General features: G+C 62.6%; 13 protein-coding genes and 1 pseudogene. 4 read left to right on the top strand and 10 right to left on the bottom strand.

Translation table 11 applies throughout. From position 1 onward, the window contains the following. Window positions 1–94: 94 nt before the first annotated feature. Window positions 95–487, bottom strand: a complete 393-nt coding sequence (locus U0177_RS17810; RefSeq protein WP_409572004.1) for a response regulator — start codon at window positions 485–487, stop codon at window positions 95–97. Window positions 488–713: 226 nt separating this feature from the next. Between U0177_RS17810 and U0177_RS17805 the strand changes: the two genes are divergently transcribed. Beyond that, window positions 714–854 (top strand): hypothetical protein, encoded by a 141-nt coding sequence (locus U0177_RS17805; RefSeq protein ID WP_409572003.1) that lies wholly within the window; start codon window positions 714–716, stop codon window positions 852–854. Between the two features lie 135 nt (window positions 855–989). Here the strand turns inward: U0177_RS17805 and U0177_RS17800 are convergent, their stop codons facing one another. Then, entirely contained in the window at window positions 990–1,373 is a 384-nt protein-coding gene (locus U0177_RS17800) for a response regulator (RefSeq protein WP_409572002.1), read from the bottom strand. Between the two features lie 739 nt (window positions 1,374–2,112). Here U0177_RS17800 and U0177_RS17795 point away from each other — a divergent pair. Both U0177_RS17795 and U0177_RS17790 read left to right on the top strand, forming a co-directional pair. After that, window positions 2,113–3,036: an undecaprenyl-diphosphate phosphatase gene (locus U0177_RS17795; RefSeq protein WP_409572001.1), complete on the top strand. Its 924-nt coding sequence runs from the start codon at window positions 2,113–2,115 to the stop codon at window positions 3,034–3,036. A gap of 254 nt (window positions 3,037–3,290) precedes the next feature. After that, window positions 3,291–4,244: an alkaline phosphatase family protein gene (locus U0177_RS17790; protein WP_409572000.1), complete on the top strand. Its 954-nt coding sequence runs from the start codon at window positions 3,291–3,293 to the stop codon at window positions 4,242–4,244. An 86-nt stretch (window positions 4,245–4,330) separates the two neighbouring features. Here U0177_RS17790 and U0177_RS17785 read toward each other — a convergent pair whose 3' ends face one another. The 5 genes from U0177_RS17785 to U0177_RS17765 all read right to left on the bottom strand — a co-directional run bounded on the left by U0177_RS17785 (window position 4,331) and on the right by U0177_RS17765 (window position 8,992). Continuing rightward, window positions 4,331–4,915, bottom strand: a complete 585-nt coding sequence (locus U0177_RS17785; protein ID WP_409571999.1) for a TMEM175 family protein — start codon at window positions 4,913–4,915, stop codon at window positions 4,331–4,333. Window positions 4,916–5,082: 167 nt separating this feature from the next. After that, the gene (locus tag U0177_RS17780) at window positions 5,083–5,961 is read right to left on the bottom strand and encodes an alpha/beta fold hydrolase (RefSeq protein ID WP_409571998.1); all 879 of its coding nucleotides are present in this window, start codon (window positions 5,959–5,961) and stop codon (window positions 5,083–5,085) included. Then, on the bottom strand, window positions 5,958–6,305 hold the full coding sequence (locus tag U0177_RS17775; protein ID WP_409571997.1) for a hypothetical protein: 348 nt from the start codon (window positions 6,303–6,305) through the stop codon (window positions 5,958–5,960). The genes U0177_RS17780 and U0177_RS17775 overlap by 4 nt, the downstream gene beginning before the upstream one ends. A gap of 1,153 nt (window positions 6,306–7,458) precedes the next feature. Then, window positions 7,459–8,655 (bottom strand): mannosyltransferase family protein, encoded by a 1,197-nt coding sequence (locus U0177_RS17770; RefSeq protein WP_409571996.1) that lies wholly within the window; start codon window positions 8,653–8,655, stop codon window positions 7,459–7,461. A 73-nt stretch (window positions 8,656–8,728) separates the two neighbouring features. Further along, window positions 8,729–8,992: a hypothetical protein gene (locus tag U0177_RS17765; RefSeq protein ID WP_409571995.1), complete on the bottom strand. Its 264-nt coding sequence runs from the start codon at window positions 8,990–8,992 to the stop codon at window positions 8,729–8,731. Window positions 8,993–9,353: 361 nt separating this feature from the next. On the opposite strand from U0177_RS17765, the gene U0177_RS17760 reads away from it, so the two are divergent. Continuing rightward, window positions 9,354–10,805, top strand: coding sequence for an ABC transporter substrate-binding protein (locus tag U0177_RS17760; RefSeq protein WP_409571994.1), 1,452 nt, complete (start codon window positions 9,354–9,356; stop codon window positions 10,803–10,805). 643 nt (window positions 10,806–11,448) lie between these two features. Here U0177_RS17760 and U0177_RS17755 read toward each other — a convergent pair. From U0177_RS17755 to U0177_RS17745, 3 genes and pseudogenes are all read right to left on the bottom strand, one after another. Continuing rightward, entirely contained in the window at window positions 11,449–12,237 is a 789-nt protein-coding gene (locus U0177_RS17755) for a toll/interleukin-1 receptor domain-containing protein (RefSeq protein ID WP_409572105.1), read from the bottom strand. 66 nt (window positions 12,238–12,303) lie between these two features. Further along, window positions 12,304–12,534, bottom strand: a pseudogene (locus U0177_RS17750) (pentapeptide repeat-containing protein); the annotation flags it as partial. A 49-nt stretch (window positions 12,535–12,583) separates the two neighbouring features. Then, window positions 12,584–15,406 carry a class I SAM-dependent DNA methyltransferase gene (locus tag U0177_RS17745; RefSeq protein ID WP_409571993.1) on the bottom strand — a complete coding sequence of 941 codons (2,823 nt, stop codon included), beginning with the start codon at window positions 15,404–15,406 and terminating at the stop codon, window positions 12,584–12,586. Window positions 15,407–15,492: the final 86 nt, after the last annotated feature.

Below are 15,492 nucleotides of genomic sequence, written 5' to 3'. Positions count from 1 at the left end.
TGTGCCATTCGGTGTGATAGCTCGTGTTTCGCGTGCGGCGCCGATCTTCGCCGGGCGCCGCACTTGAAATTTCGGCCTGTTCGCGGCGCACGGATCAGCTGCGCGCGCTACACTCGGCGGCGCGGTCGGCGCGGCAGAAGCGATCGACTTTGGCGAGCAGCGTGGCGACACTCACCGGCTTGATTGCGAAATCGTCGCAGCCGTAGGCCTGCGCGATCAGCGAATCGATCAACTGGTAGGCCGTGAGCGCGATCACCGGGATGTGGCGCGTGAGGCTGTTGGCCTTGAGCTGGCGCGTCGCCTCGAGGCCGTTCATCTCGGGCAGCAGCACATCCATGAGGATCAGCTCGGGGTAGCACGCCATCGCCAGCGCGATCGCGTCGACGCCGTTGCCGGCAAGCCACACGGTGTGGCCGGCCATATGCAGGACGCGCTCGATCAAGCTGCGCTGCAGTGGGTCATCCTCAACCAATAGTATGCGGCTCATCCTGGCCCCCGTTCCAACCCGCGATCTCCGCCCGGCCGCCGCCACGCGCCGCAAGCGCTTGGCAAGCATCGTGGCCGGGTACCCCACGCTATGCAGAGCGTTTCTTAATCGCAATTTAATGTTGGGACGATATGCTGCGGCGACAACCATTGCGCGGCCAGGTTGCCATGGGTGAAAAGCAGCCGCGACGCTGTAGTAATAATAGCTAGAGTAAGGTGGGACTCCAATGTACTACGACATTCGGCAAATTCGCATTATCTTGATCGTGGTCGGCCTGATCATTCTGGTAATGGCGCTAGCCGCCTTTGGCGTGCGCCACGGGTCAGGTGTGTCGGCGAGCGCGCTTGCCGGGCCGATATTCTCATAGATTAGCGCTCAGACTGGCTGTTTAGGATGCTCGGAGTGCCTATGGCCTCCGGGCGTTCTGCTTTTTCCAGCTCCGACGCAGCCGCCAGGCTGAGCGCGCACGAACGCCAGCACCCATCCCCTGAGCTGCCACACGCTAATTCGCGCCGGGCAGCGAGCCGGCCCGCAGCTGATTGATCTTACGGATCAAGCTTGCGAACTCGATCGGCTTCTCTTCATAATCGTCGCAGCCCACCGCGCGCGCAGCCGACCGGTCGAACGAGTCGGTATAGGCTGTGACCAGCAGGATCGGGATGTGGCGCGTGCGCGGGTGCGATTTGAGCCGGCGCGTCGCCTCGATGCCGTCGATCTCGGGCAGGCCGCCGTCGAGAATAATGACCTGCGGCTGGATCTGGATCGCGAGCGCGATACCCTCGGCGGCGCCGGCCACGGCGCGCACGGCGTAGTGTTGCGTCTCGAGAATGCGCCGAATAATATCGCGGTGGGTCGGGTCGTCTTCAATCAGCAGAATGTTGGTCATGACGCCACCTATCGAGCCGCCGGCTCTGGCACACGGCCATAGCCAGGTGCAAAAGACAAACGGCCTAGCTGCTTGCGCACACTAGGCCGCGGTTGTTCGCTCTGATCGCGGCCGAAGCGACTTCGGTTGCGCGTATGTTTCTGTGAAGCCGGGCGGCGAGGCGATTGGGCCTGCACGCCACCGCATCACAACCGATATTATACCGCAGTTTGCGATTTTGTGTGCGGCCGCGCCCTGTTCCTTCAGGGCTCGTGCAACGTCTTTCGACCCCTCCCCCTACCCCCTCCCCTGACAGAGGAGAGGGTGAACACATCTGGCTGTGTGGTGCGGTCGCAACGGCGACCGCACCACGCCAACAATAATCCCCCTCGCCCGCGCAGAGAGTGATTTTGGAAGGCTTGCGCCCTCCAAGCCTCCCACGCGCGAGGACACCGCATTTCTCGTGTGATACGCTGTTCGTTTGATCACGCATAGACTGTGTTGCACGACGTGGCGAAGCCACGTCGTGCAACACAATACAAGTAGGGCGGCGAAGCCCCAAACCCCACCAAAGTGTATGTCACAAGCGGATTTGGTATTATAACGCATCCATACGGTGAATTTAATCCAAACCTAATTGATATTCGCTAGCATACGAGCTATGGCCAGCGCGAGGCACGAACTGTGCCAACCACAGCCAGCAATCCATGCTACGCGAGCCAGCGTAGATCAGGAAAAAGCAGAAGAGGAGCCTCGCAGCATGACCCAGCAGCCCTTAGCGCCACCCACGGCCAGCGAGCCAGAGTCGGTGAATGGTTTGTCGCAGTTCGCCTTGCCGCTCGCGACAGCATGCGCTATGCTGCTGCTCGCAACAGTGCTGTGGCGGCTGCCGTTTGTGTATGTCGTATCGGTGACGCTGGGCATGGTGCAGGGCCTGGCCGAATTTCTGCCGATCTCGTCGTCGGCGCACCTGATCCTGACGCCCTGGTTCTTTGGCTGGCCCGACCCAGGGCTGGCATTCGATGTCGCGCTGCACGCTGGGACGCTGGTGGCGGTGGTGGTGTACTTCTGGCGCGACTGGGTGCTGCTGCTCAGGGCCGCGCCGCACCCGCGCACGCCCGACGGGCGGCTGTTCTGGCTGCTGCTGCTTGGCGCGATCCCCGGCAGCATCACCGGCATCCTGCTCGACTCGTACGCCGAGAGCTTGCTGCGCAGCCCGCTGCTGATCGCCACAACGCTGGCGCTGATGGGCGTGGTGCTGTTTGTGGCCGATCGGCTGGGCAGCACCGAGCGCGCGGCGGCCGACATCGACGTGGCCGACGCGCTGGTGATCGGCGCGGCGCAGGCGCTGGCGATCATTCCGGGCGTGTCGCGCGCGGGCATCACGATCGCGGCGGCGCGGCTGCGCGGGATCGAGCGCGCCACGGCGGCGCGGTTTTCGTTCTTGCTCGGCACGCCGATTATTGTGGGCGCGGCTGCCTACAAGCTGCGCTACCTGATCGACCGGCCCAGCACGTTCAGCGGGCCATTCCTGGCAGGCACGGCGGTGGCCGCGCTGACGGGAACGCTGACGATTGGCCTGCTGCTGCGCTACCTCGAGCGCGCCGGGCTGGGGATCTTTGTGCTCTACCGGCTGGCGCTTGCGCTGGTGGTGCTGGCGGCGATACTGGCCGGCGCGCACTAGCGCACACACATACAGCGGCGCGAGCGTTCGTGCCCGTACGGCGGCATCTTGGAATGCTGTGATAGGACAAACGTAGCTGGCGTGTTCAGCCTTCGGCAGGGCAGTTGTTCTGCGCGGAATGCGGAACAACCGCACACAGAAGGTGAACAGGTACCATGCTGCCGCAGACTCAATCTCGTACTCTGAGGAAGCCGAATCACGCAAGTGCGTAACTTCTACTGTGAATTGAAACATACTTAGAGGAAAAGAGAACCATGCGTGCTATACGACCTTTAACAATTACGCTGCTGCTGATCATGGCAGGCGTGTTAGCCGCGTTTCTGGCCGGAGCATTCGGCGTGACGCCAAACCCGACGGTGGCGAGCACGCCGACGGCGCCGGTGCCGGCATTCAAACATATCTTTGTGATCATGCTCGAAAACAAAGCCTACGACGAGATCGTCGACAGCAGCAACGCGGCGTATATCGCCAAGCTCGCACACCAGTATGCGCTGGCCAGCCAGTTCTACGGCGTCGGGCACCCAAGCCTGCCGAACTACATCGCGCTGACCAGCGGCGACACGTTCGGCATCACGCGCGATTGCAACGACTGCTTCTTGAACCAGCCCAACCTGGCCGACCAGATCGAGGCCAGCGGCCGCAGCTGGAAGGGCTACATGGAGTCGATGCCGAGCGCGTGCTTTGTCGGCGACGCGCCACCGCTGTACCGGCAGAAGCACAACCCGTTCATCTACTACGACTCGATCCGCAACAACCCGGCGCGCTGCGCGCGGATCGTGCCGTTCAGCGAGTTTGCCAGCGATCTGCAGGCGAACACGCTGCCGGATTTTGTGTGGATCACGCCAAACATGTGCAACGACGGCCACGACTGCCCGGTGAGCAGCGCGAACGCCTGGCTCGAGCAGTGGATCCCGCAGATCCTCGCGTCGCCGGCGTGGAAGGACAATGGCGCGCTGTTCCTGACATTCGACGAGGGCGAGAAGGCCGACGACGGCGGCTGCTGCCAGTACGCCACCGGCGGGCGCATCGCCACGCTGGTGATTTCGCCGCTGGCCCGGCCGGGCTACGAGTCGACGGTGGGCTACACGCACTACTCGCTGCTGCGCACGATCGAGTCGGCGTGGCAGCTGGCGCCGCTGGGCCACGCCGCCTGCGATTGCTCGCCAACCATGGCCGATTTCTTCACGAAGGGCGCGGCGACGCAGTAGGGCAAGAAAGTCGGGGGCGGATTCGCCGCCCCCGAGCCCCCACTATCACCATACAGCACGTGTTCAGCCGCATATTGAGCCATGCCCTACTCGCCGAGCGCGCGCTCGATCCGCGGGTCGGGGATGAACCACATCAGCGCTACCAGCACATACAGCGCGCAGGCGACCCAGCGGTTAACGAAGGCCAGCGGCACTGCGATGGTATACATCAGCATCGACAGCAGGCCCTTCACGTCGATGCCGACCGCCGAGGCCAGCAGCGAGTCTTTGCCGTTGGCGGCGATCAGCGTGCGCTCGAGGATATAGTAGGCCACGCCGCACATCCACAACACCGCGCCATACAGCGCCACCGGCCAGGCTGCGAAGCTGTTCTCGCCCATCCAGGCCGAGGTAAATGGGATGAGCGAGAGCCAGAACAGCTGAAACAGGTTGGCCCACAGTGCCCCGCCGCTCACGCGCTTGCAGCTATGCAGCAGGTGGTGGTGGTTGTTCCAGTAGATCCCGACATACACAAAGCTCAGCACATAGCTCAGAAACACTGGCACGAGCGGCAGCAGCTGCTCGGGCGTGGCCACGCCCTCGGCGTGCGGCACCGCCAGCTCGAGCACCATGATCGTAATGATAATCGCGAACACACCATCGCTGAACGCCTCAAGCCGGCCCTTGCTCATTGGGTGTACCTCCTTGGCTCTTGCGGCCGAGCTGCGCCGGCGCAGAGCGCTGTATATGGCGGAGCGCATCGGAAACACTGCCTGCCGCGCGAGGCGTGCGGCGCAGGCACGCATACCAGCCCGCAGCCCTGCGCGGGATGGCGGCAACAAACGGGCGCGAGGCGCGATCAAGCCGAGGCGGTAGACTGGAGGAAGCCGGCCAGCGCCCGAGACAGCTCGGCGGGGGCTTCTTCCTGCACGTAGTGGCCGACGGTATCGAGGCGAAGCGTGCGGGCGCCGGGAAAGGCGCGCTGCCACTGCTTCAGCTCTTTTTCCCTGAAGGCGATGTCTTTCATGCCCCAGACGATCAGCGTGGGCGTATTGCGCAGCGCGCCGATCTTGCCCCAGATCCCAGCCAGCCAGGCCGTCGAGCCGACGATCTGGCGCGGAAACACCATGCAGCCGGTGCGGTCGGCCGGGTTAGCGAGCGGGCGCAGGTACTGCTCGTGCGTGGCCGCGCTCAGCCGGCGATTATCGCCAAATGCCTGGCGCATAACCGACGTGGCGAAGAAATTATAGCGCCGGATGAGCATGCGGCCGATCGGGCCGCCCATGATGCCGCTGAAAAGGATATAGTAGGGGTCGCGGTTCACCGGCCAGGCCCAGCTATTCATCAGCACAATCCGCGCGACATTCTCGGGGTGCGCGGTTGCGTAGGCCAGGCCGAGCGGGCCGCCCCAGTCTTGCATCACCAGCGTAATCCGCTTCAGCCCGAGGGCGTCGATCAGCGCGGCGAGGTTGGCCGCGTGGGCTGCGGGCAGGTAGCTCCAGCCCGCCGGCTTGTCGGAGAGGCCGAAGCCCAGGTGATCGGGCGCGACGCAGCGGTGCTCGGCGCGCAGGCACTTGACCAGGTTGCGGTACAGGAACGACCAGGTGGGGTTGCCGTGCAGCATCAGCACCGGCGAGCCGCTGCCTTCGTCGACGTAGTGCATGGTGCCGGCCGCCAGTTTAAAATAGTGCGACGCGAACGGGTACTCCTCGCGGTCGATCCAGCTGGTGGCGCTCATGACGCTCCTCCGGCCTGCTGTGCGAGCAGATAGCGAACAGCTTCGTCGAACACTGCCAGGTAGCCGCGGTACTCTTCCGAGCGCTCGAGGTTGATCTGCACCCACTCGCGCATTCTGGCCTTGCCCATCGGCTGAAACGGCACGACGTTCGCGTCCTGCGCGAGCAGCGCGGCGGCCGACGGCTGCGGCAGCTTGATGCCGACGCCCTGCTCGTACAGGCAGGCGCACAGCTTCGCGCCGACATAGTACGCCGGGAAGCCAAACATCTTGCCGGGCCGCACCTGCGGGTAGCCAAGCAGCAGCTCGTCGAGCACACGCTTATGCTCAGCGCTGAAGCGCGCCATGTTCGCATCCTTATCGGCGCCGGCCAGGCGATCGGCGCGGCATAGCGGCGGGCATGCAACGCCCTGGCGCGCACAAGGTATGGGTAGCAATGCCGGGCTTGCCTGTGGGCACACAGGCGCGCGATGAGTATAGCATATTGTTGGCCGGGCGACGCAAAGGCACCTTTCCCCCCAGGACTCGTGCAACGTCGGCCCTCACCCCCCTCGCCCCCCTCTCCCGCGCGCGGGAGAGGGGATTATTGTTGGCTGTGAGGTGCGGTCGCGGCGGCGACCGCACCTCACAGCCAGATGGTTTCCCCTCCCCTGACAGGGGAGGGGGTAGGGGGAGGGGCGGTGCCGGGAATAACTTTCGCAGCACCGGGAGTATCTTTCGCGGTGCCGGGAATAACTTTCGCAGCACCGGGAGTATCTTTCGCGGCACCGGGAGTATCTTTCGCCGCACCGGGAATAACTTTCGCCGTGCCGGGAATAACTTTCGCCGCACCGGGAATAACTTTCGCCGTGCCAGGAGTATCTTTCGCCGCGCCAGGAGTATCTTTTGCGCGCGCGAGATTATCTTTGAGCCCGCGAATTTAATCCTAGCGCCTCCAGTTTTAAATTTGAGCCCGCAGATTAATATTAGCGGCCTCAAATGATCGCCCAGCCCGCTCGATCGTGGCCCGTGGCGGCCAAAACTTTGCCTCGCGCGCCGGCGGGAGTATATTTTGCGCGCGCCAGGGTAGTTTTGGCGCCAGCGGGAGTATCTTTCGCGGCGCCGGCAGTATCTTTCGCGCGCGCGAGATTATCTTTGAGCCCGCGAATTTAATATTAGCGCCTCCAGTTTTAAATTTGAGCCCGCGAATTTAATATTAGCGCCTCCAGTTTTAAATTTGAGCCCGCGAATTTAATATTAGCGCCGCTAATTTTAAATTTGAGCCCGCGAATTTAATTAGGAGTTACGCGCTTGCGTGATTCGGCTTCCCGAAGCCGTGCATGGTGCCTGCGGCAGCAAGGTACTTTTTGCTCATCGTGTGTGCGGTTTTTCCGCGCTACGCGCGGAAAAACCGCACACGATACAGAGAAACAGTACCGCTCTGCCGAAGGCTGAGCGCGCCAACCGCGTAAGTCCTATTACTATTAGCGGCGGCCGGGCGAGCATTCGCGGCCGGCAGGCTCAGCCGATCCAGTAGAGCTGGCTCCACGCGGCCATGAGCAGGGCCTGCAGCACCAGAAACGCAACCGTGAGCAGCTGATCGAGCGCGCGCCGCCGGGCCAGCAGGGCCATCACGATAAACAGCGGGAACAGCACCGCGCAAAACCGCGCGCTCGACACCAATGTTCCGCTCAGCAGCGGCGGCAGCATCAGCAGCAGCGCGAACAGGCCATAGGCGAGCGAGGGCAGGCGGCGAAGCGCGATCAGCGCAAGCAGCAGAAAGCCGACAGTGGCGAGCCAATCGAGCGGCGTAATAAAGGCGACCACGCCCACGGGGTGCAGCAGCGTCTGCCAGGGCATTGCGAAGCCGCGCCCCCACGCGCCCTGCACCTGGATCGGCGCAAAAAAATTGCCGGTGAGCGGGTAGAGGCTCGCGAGAAAGCCCAGCAGGCTAGCCGGGATAAGTGCGAGCGCCGCCAGGCCCCAGCCAACCTTCCGCACGCGCCAGCCCAGCGACTCGAAATACAGCCACGCGAGCGGCACGGCGATCAGCACGCCCGGCGGGCGCGCCAGCGCCAGCAGCGCGCCCAGCACGGCGGCGAGCCAGAACAGCCGGCGCTGCGCCGCGTAAAACGCCGCCACCGACAGGAACAGAAAGATCGACTCGGTGTACATGCACGAGAAAAAAAAGCTGGTGGGGAAGATCAGCAGGTAGAACACCGCCCTGCGCGCGACGGCTGTGTCGGCGAAAAGCGCGACGACGAGCGCGTACAGCAGGGCCAGCGCCGCCAGCAGCAGCAGGTTCGAGAGCAGCGCGCCGGCCAGCAGCGTCGCGCCGGGGGTGCGCAGGCGCGCGGGGATGAGATACGCAAGGCAGCGCACCAGGAAAGGGTAGAGCGGAAAAAAGGCAATGTTGCTCTGGGTGGTCTGCGGCGCGCCATTCAGCGCATAGCCGTGCGCGGCGATGTCGAGGTACCAGCCGGTATCCCAGCGGCCCCAGATATCGACCAGGCGGTAGGGCGAAAAATGCCAGCCGCGCGCGACGGCCTGCTTGATCGGGTAGGCGGCATTGCGCGGGAAGAACTGCGCGAACCAGCCCACCAGCAGCAGCGCGCAGCGGGTGATCGCAAACGGCACGATGACCTCGGGCCACAGCCAGCGATACTGCGCTACTTTCTGGCGCGCGCGCGGCCAGGCCCGAGCGTTGGCGACGGTCATGCTGCTCCTCGATAATCTGCTGAGATGTGTCATAGCTGGCCGATCGGCGGCCGCGCAGCGACTTCTTGGCGCGCTACTGCGGCTGCGCCAGGAATCGCTCGGCCTGGCTCAGCACGCCCTCAGCGTCATTGCGCGTCGTATCGAGCTGCAGCACAGGCAGCGCCGGCGGAAGCAGCCCCGGCAGAAGCCTGAAGCGCTGGTTGGCCGCCTGAATGACATCCAGCGAGAAGTATAGATCCGGCTGCTGATTATAGCGCCGCGCCAGCTCATCGGCCGAAGCGGTCAGGACGACCAGGCGAGCGTCGTCGACGGGCGCAAAGGCCTTGCGGTGTTGCACCCCCGCAGAAGTAGATTGTAGCGCATTCTTCTCCTGATGATATCAGCTCTATTCTCCGGCACCATAGTGGAAGGTGTATGCTTATCAATAACAGGACTTACGCGGTGTCCTCCCGCGCGGGAGGCTTGGAGGGCGCAAGCCCTCCAAAATCACTCTTTTGGCTGGTGGCGGCCACGGCGGTGGCGCCACCAGCCAAAGAAGTTTGGGGCGGCTTTGCCGCCCCAAACCCCACCGCGTAAATCTTGTCAATAATAAGGCAAGTCTTTCTATAAGAAGTAGGCTTGCCCGTCCATATCGATGCGGCGATCTTCTATGTAGCTGTTATCTGTGCTCTGTCACGGTACACGAGAGGAGGTTCGCCATGAAACATCCACATGTTGTACTACTAACCCTTCTGATCACGACGCTGATGGTGATTGATGGCTGTGGCTCCGCGCCGCAATCCGCCCAGCCAACTGCATCACTCCCACTGGCCACACAGCCAAACCCAACCGCGCCGCCGCCAGCTACGCCCACCCCATCCCCAAGCGCGCTCCAGCAGGCATTCGCTGGGAACTACAAAACCAGAATCGTCACCGTCGGTGCCGAGTGGATGGACACCGATTATCTGACGATGCTCAAAGAGTTCGAGCGCCGAACCGGGATCAACATCCAGTACTCTAGCATCTCCGACGAGCTCGACTCGCAGCTCGCCAGCGAGATCAACGCCGGCAAAGGGCCGGATGTGGAGGAACTCTCATCGCTATCGTCGCTGCGCGATTGGGCGAAGCAGGGCAAGCTGGTGGACATCAGCACGTTCGTGGACATGAGCACGCTGCGAGCGAGGTACGACCAGGACGTGCTGGACTGGGCAACAGTCGACGGGCCACACGGGCCGATCGTCGCCGGCGCCTGGAGTATGGCCTTTATCGCCGGCGTGGTCTGGTATCCCAAAGCGGCCTTTGACAAGGCCGGCTACCAGGTGCCCGCGACCTGGGCCGAGCTGCTGGCGCTGTCGGATCGGATCGTCAAGGACGGCGGCACGCCCTGGTGTATCGAGAACGGCGGCGGAGGATACCAGGGCGGCGAGGCCGCTCGCTGGATGTCAGAAATCATGCTGCGCACCAGTTCCCCGGCCGACTACGACAAGTGGGTCGCAGGCGGGCTGAAGTTCGATTCGCCACAGGTCAAGCGCGCGGCCGAGCTGATGTCTGAGATCTGGTTCAAGCCCGGCTACACGTATGTCAAACGGCAGGAGATCAACCGAACCTACTGGTGGAGTGTCATGACGCGCATGATGGAGAACCCGCCCCGCTGCTGGCTGTTCAACGCGCCGAGCTTCATCGCCGGCTGGGACGGCCAGAATGTCGATACTGCGTTTACGAGCAAGGCGTTCGGCAGCGACTACGGGTTCTTCGTGTTGCCGCCGATCGAGCAGTCGTACGGCGCGCCAGTGACCATGTATGGCCATATTATCGTGATGTTCCACGACCGGCCCGAGGTGCGCGCGCTGGTAGAATATTTTACGACCGGCGCCCCGCTCGAGGCGTGGATTACGTCTGCGCACCGCTTCGGCTTCTCGCTGCACAAGGATGCCCAGCTCGAGTGGTACCCTGAAGCTGGCGGCGAGCGGGCGGCGGCTGAGGTCGTTCGGAACGCCAACATTCGCCGCTTCGCCGCAGCCGATTGGATGCCGCACGAGCTAAGCGATTATTTCTGTAAGACGCTCAGCGCCTATGTCTCGGGTGAAATCGATCTTGATGCCGCCCTAAAAAAGATCGACGCGAAGGCTGCTACCATCAATTCCATGGCTACATCGACGGCGACGCCATAGACGTAAGTGCACTCACGCATGTGTTATACCAACTCCGTTTGATTACTTGTGTTTTCTTGTGCGGGGGCGCGGGGCTGCCGCATAAGAAAAAGAATTCTGGGGCGGCGAAGCCGCAGACCCCCACCAAAGTGTAAGTCATCAAGCGAATTTGGTATTACAGGCATGAGTGCAGCATAGCGAAATGATGGGGCCCAAGCGCCGAGCAAACTGCGGCGCTTGGGCTCCGTGCTGTGAGGGCGCCAATTCGCGCGGCGCTACGCCAAGCTGCTGCACCTACCGCTCACGGCGCACGTGCTGCGGCACACGTTTGCTACCTGGGCTGCGCGGCCACGATAGAACGACGCGCGTAGCTGGCCTGCAGCCCGGTATTTCGCTGGAGCTACGAGCTTATGGCGCAAGTTACGCACGTACAATCCTGAAGGGCGCCTCTTCTCTGTTTAAATGAATATCCATATCTCAACGCGATCGAGCACCGCGCGGCATCCGGCCTCATGCTTCGGCGCTCGCCTCCGCCCCGGCCGCGCCGGCCAGCACCTCGCCGCGACACATCCGATCGCGCCTGCTCGATCGCCAGGGCAGGCGAACACTCACAGCGGCCCGATCTCGCTACCGAGATCGGGCCGCTATCTCTCTGGCGCCAGGTCTAGGGCGCGGGCGCCGCCCCGCCGTCGCCAAGCTGCCTGCGCAGATCTTCGATCTCCATGGTGATATACGGCGGGGTGAGGATGCCCATCGCGCCCTGCTGCGCCTCCAGGATCGCCAGCCGCCGGCGCTGCTGCGTCTGCGGGTCGGCGGGGACGCTTGGCTCGAAGCGCGGCGCGGGCGGCGCGCTCACGGCTTTGAGCCCGGCCAGCAGCTGGGCAAAGCTGTGCTCGAAGGCGTCGTGCTCTTTCCAGCGCCGAAAGTCGGGGATGAAATACTCACGGATTTCGGCCGCAAGGTCGGCGCCGGTCTCGGGGTCAAGGCACTCCCACGTATCAAGCGCCCGGTAGTCGAGCAGGCGGATCGGGAAAAACTTGCGCCGCCCGCTGGCCAGCTCGGCGTGGCGGGTGCGCCGCACCTCGCGCATCACCCACTTGCTGCGCAGGCTCTCAGGCGAAAGCACCAGGACGACCTTGTCATACACGCGGATCGCCTCGTCGATCTGCTCGTGGAGTGTGCGCCCGCCCTTGAGGTCTTCATCGGCGAACCAGACGCGCAGGTTCTGATCGCGCATCGCCGAGTAGAGGCGCTTGGCGAACGCCTCGTCGGTGGCGCTGTAGCTGATGAAGCAGGAGTAGAACTGGATCGGTTGCATCGCGCCGATCAGCGCGGGGATGTACTCGATAAAGCTCTCGGGGACGCCGCAGCCGCGCAGGAAGCCTTCGGGGATGCGGCCGTGCGACTGGACGATCGTATCAATGCCGATGGTGGATGGGGCAAGATATGCCACTGTCTCAAGACCCGTGACACCACTCAGGTCAAGGTCTGCGAAGATGGTGTGCTCTAGCACTGCATCTCGCAGGTTCGCCCCTTGCAGGTTGGCTCCTTGCAGGTTGGCCCCTGCCAAGTAAGCCCCTGTCAGATTGGCCCCTTGCAGGTCGGCTCCTGCCAGATTGGCCCCTGACAGATTGGCCCCTGACAAGTAAGCCCTTTCCAGGTCGACATGCACACCAGGGTTGGCTTCTCGCCAAGCATTCCACGCCACAACGCCCTGGAGCAGCCGATTTACATGTTTATGATTCGCCATGGTCGCCTCTACCAAGGCCGGCATATGCGGATCGAGCGCTCATCGGGCATTATTCAGCATCCTCACCGTCGGCTCCGATCGCCACCGCGCCGCCCTGGGCTGCCGCGCGCGCAAGGTTCAGCGCCAGCAGGCGCTCAAGAATCTGCTCATCGGTCAGGTCGGCGGGCCAGCCGTAGGCCGCGAACACGGCCGCGTCGAGCTTGGTGTGCGCCAGGTCGAGCCACGCTGGGCGCTGGTTATACAGGTTCGTGAGCGTGCGCTTTTTCAGCTCGGCCTCGCCGGCGCCGGGCGGATTTAGCCAATTATCGCGCAGCTCGACCAGGCGGCGCGCAGCGGCGGCGATGGCCTCGACGCGCGGATCGCCCTGCGGCTCGCGGCCAGGTGGCCAGGGGAAGGGGAAGGTTTCGAAGGTGCGCGATGAAGAGTAACTAGGGTCATTACCTACTCCCATCCAAGAACATAGAGCTAGTGACCACACTTCATGGACATGTGATTGGAGCAAACCAAAAAAATAATCATCGTCACGTGTAAAAACATGGAGTTTATGATCTGGTATGATGAACGTTTCTATCCAAGAAAACACTCGATGCTTGGCTACTTCTGGTGTAACGATACATCGGCTCAATCCTCGTAAAGCGGAACGAAGTCCTCGGCGTGGCTCTCCGAAAATCCACCATCGTCGTTTCATCGTTTCCCGTCGATTTTGATCTCGCAAGGGCTTTACATGTTTGCGGATGTACTCAAATGGGGCTTCATATTCTGCAGCTTCTTCCTCTGTCGTATCTACGCCGAAATCAATTATCCAAGTATCTCTTGGTCGGCCCGTAATATCCTGTCCCCCTACACGACGCTTGATCACATCTGCATTTGACCGACCATTGGGATTGATTGGTAAAGATAACATTGTGTGAGCTTGTTGCGTGGTGAGGTCGAAAGGGCCTGCTTTCATCATGCCTAGAAAGCAAATATTGGAATTCTCACGTAGTTGTTTCACACTAGAAAGATCGACTGATGCGGTAAGGTCAGAGTTGATTAAGGTCACAAGCTCCCCATTCAATATTCGATGTGCCTCGGTTCCCTCATCAAAGCCAACCATTGAAACACGCACCGCTGCACCGTCGAGTATCCACGGACGATCGGCCCAGGCCATGAAGATGTCGCCACTGGTTTTGATACGCTCAAGCACTTCTCGATTTGCTCCACTACGGATGGAGTTAGTCGAAAGTAGACCTGCACGTCGAGCTTGTTTTGCAGCTATTAATGTCCGTGCCCGTTCAAACCAGTAAAGGACAAGGTCTGCTCCACCTCGGATACGTCCTTCATAAAGCCCGCGCAACGTCTCAACATAGTCGTCGCCTAGCTCTGCACGCATTTTCTTGTCGCCCAAAAACGGCGGATTGCCAACGATCACATCGGCCTCGGGCCATTCCGGCTCGACTGGCTTTCCCTCGGCGTCGAACGCCAGGATCGCGTCCATGCGCTTGACCGTATCGAGCGGCTTGAGGATGGGATCGGCTGGCGCACCAAAGCCATTGTCGCGCAGCCACTGAATGTAGCCGATCCACACGGTGATCTGCGCCAGCTCGTGGGCATACTCGTTCAGCTCGATCCCGCGCAGCTGCTCGGGCGATACGCTCGGGAAGAACGCGCCCGCGCCAACGTCGCCGGCAAACGCGATCACTTCTTTCTCAAGGTCGAGCAGCTGCTTGAGCGCCACATACAAGAAGTTGCCGCTGCCGCACGCCGGGTCGAGCACACGCACGGCCGCGATCTCGCCGGCGAAGCCCACCAGCAAGCGGCGCAGATCGCCGTCAAGCTTGGTGCGCTGGCCAGCGGCGGCCGCGTCGCGTTTCGCGGCCAGCTCGCGCGCCTGGGCCTGCACGGCCTGCCAGCGGCGGCGCAGCGGCGCCATCAGCACCGGCTCGACAATCAGCAGGATGTCGTCTTTGCTAGTGTAGTGCGCGCCGAGCTGCGAGCGCTTCTCGGGCGCGAGCGAGCGCTCAAACAGCGTGCCCAAGATCGCCGGCTCGATGCTCGACCAATCCAGCGCACTGACGCGCGCCAGGATGTCGAGGCTCTCGCTATCCAGCTCCAGCACATCGGCGGTATCGAACAGCCGGCCGTTGAAGTAGCGGATCTCGTCCGAGCCGAACCAGCCGCCGCCGGCCATGGCATCGAACAGCAAGCGCAGCTGCTGGGCAAACGCCGCCGGCTTGGCGCGCGTGCGCGCAATCAGGCGCGAGAACAGGTTATCGGGCAGCAGGCCGATATCCTCGGCGAACAGGCAGAACAGCAGCCGGATGAGGAAATGCGCGGTGCGCTGCGGATCTTCGCCCCACTTGCGCAGCAGCTCGGCCAGGCGGGCAAACTCGCGCGCAGCGGCCTCAGTGACTTGCGCGGTGGTCTGGGGCGCTTTGAAGGCGTCGGGGTTCTCGAAGATCGCGCGCAGCCGCTTGAGCCCGGCCGGCGTCAGCAGATCGTCAAGCGTGATCGTCGTGACCTGCTTGACCGTGTTGGTGAAGTTGGTATGGACGACGATCGACTCGAGATCCGAGACAACCAGCAGCGGCGGATTCTGCAGCGACTCGCGGTACTGCAGCAGCTGCTGGTATGCCTTCTCAAGGTTGGCGTGCTTGCCCTTGTATTCCCAGGCAAAAAAGCCGCGCTTCCAGACATCGGCCCAGCCCTGGCCGCCCTTCTGCTTGCTGCTGCCGGCCTCAAACGTGAAGCGCTCGCCGCTGGAATCGTCGCCGGGGGTTTCATGGCCGATCAGGTGGCACAGATCAATAAAATGCTCCTGGGCGGCGCTGCGCTCTTTGAGCGTGCTGGCGCGCCACTTGCGCACGAAATCTTGCGGTGTCTGGGCGGGCATGCAGGAACCTCACAAGGCTGTTGGGCACGGGCAGCGGGTGCGCACGGCAGTGCAGATACACGAGTATAGCATATTGTAAACGACGC

It is taken from the genome of Kouleothrix sp. (assembly GCF_046328425.1).
Lineage (GTDB): Bacteria > Chloroflexota > Chloroflexia > Chloroflexales > Roseiflexaceae > Kouleothrix.
The sequence above is the reverse complement of the archived record's forward strand: the minus strand, read 5'-3'. Positions and strand labels throughout refer to the sequence as shown.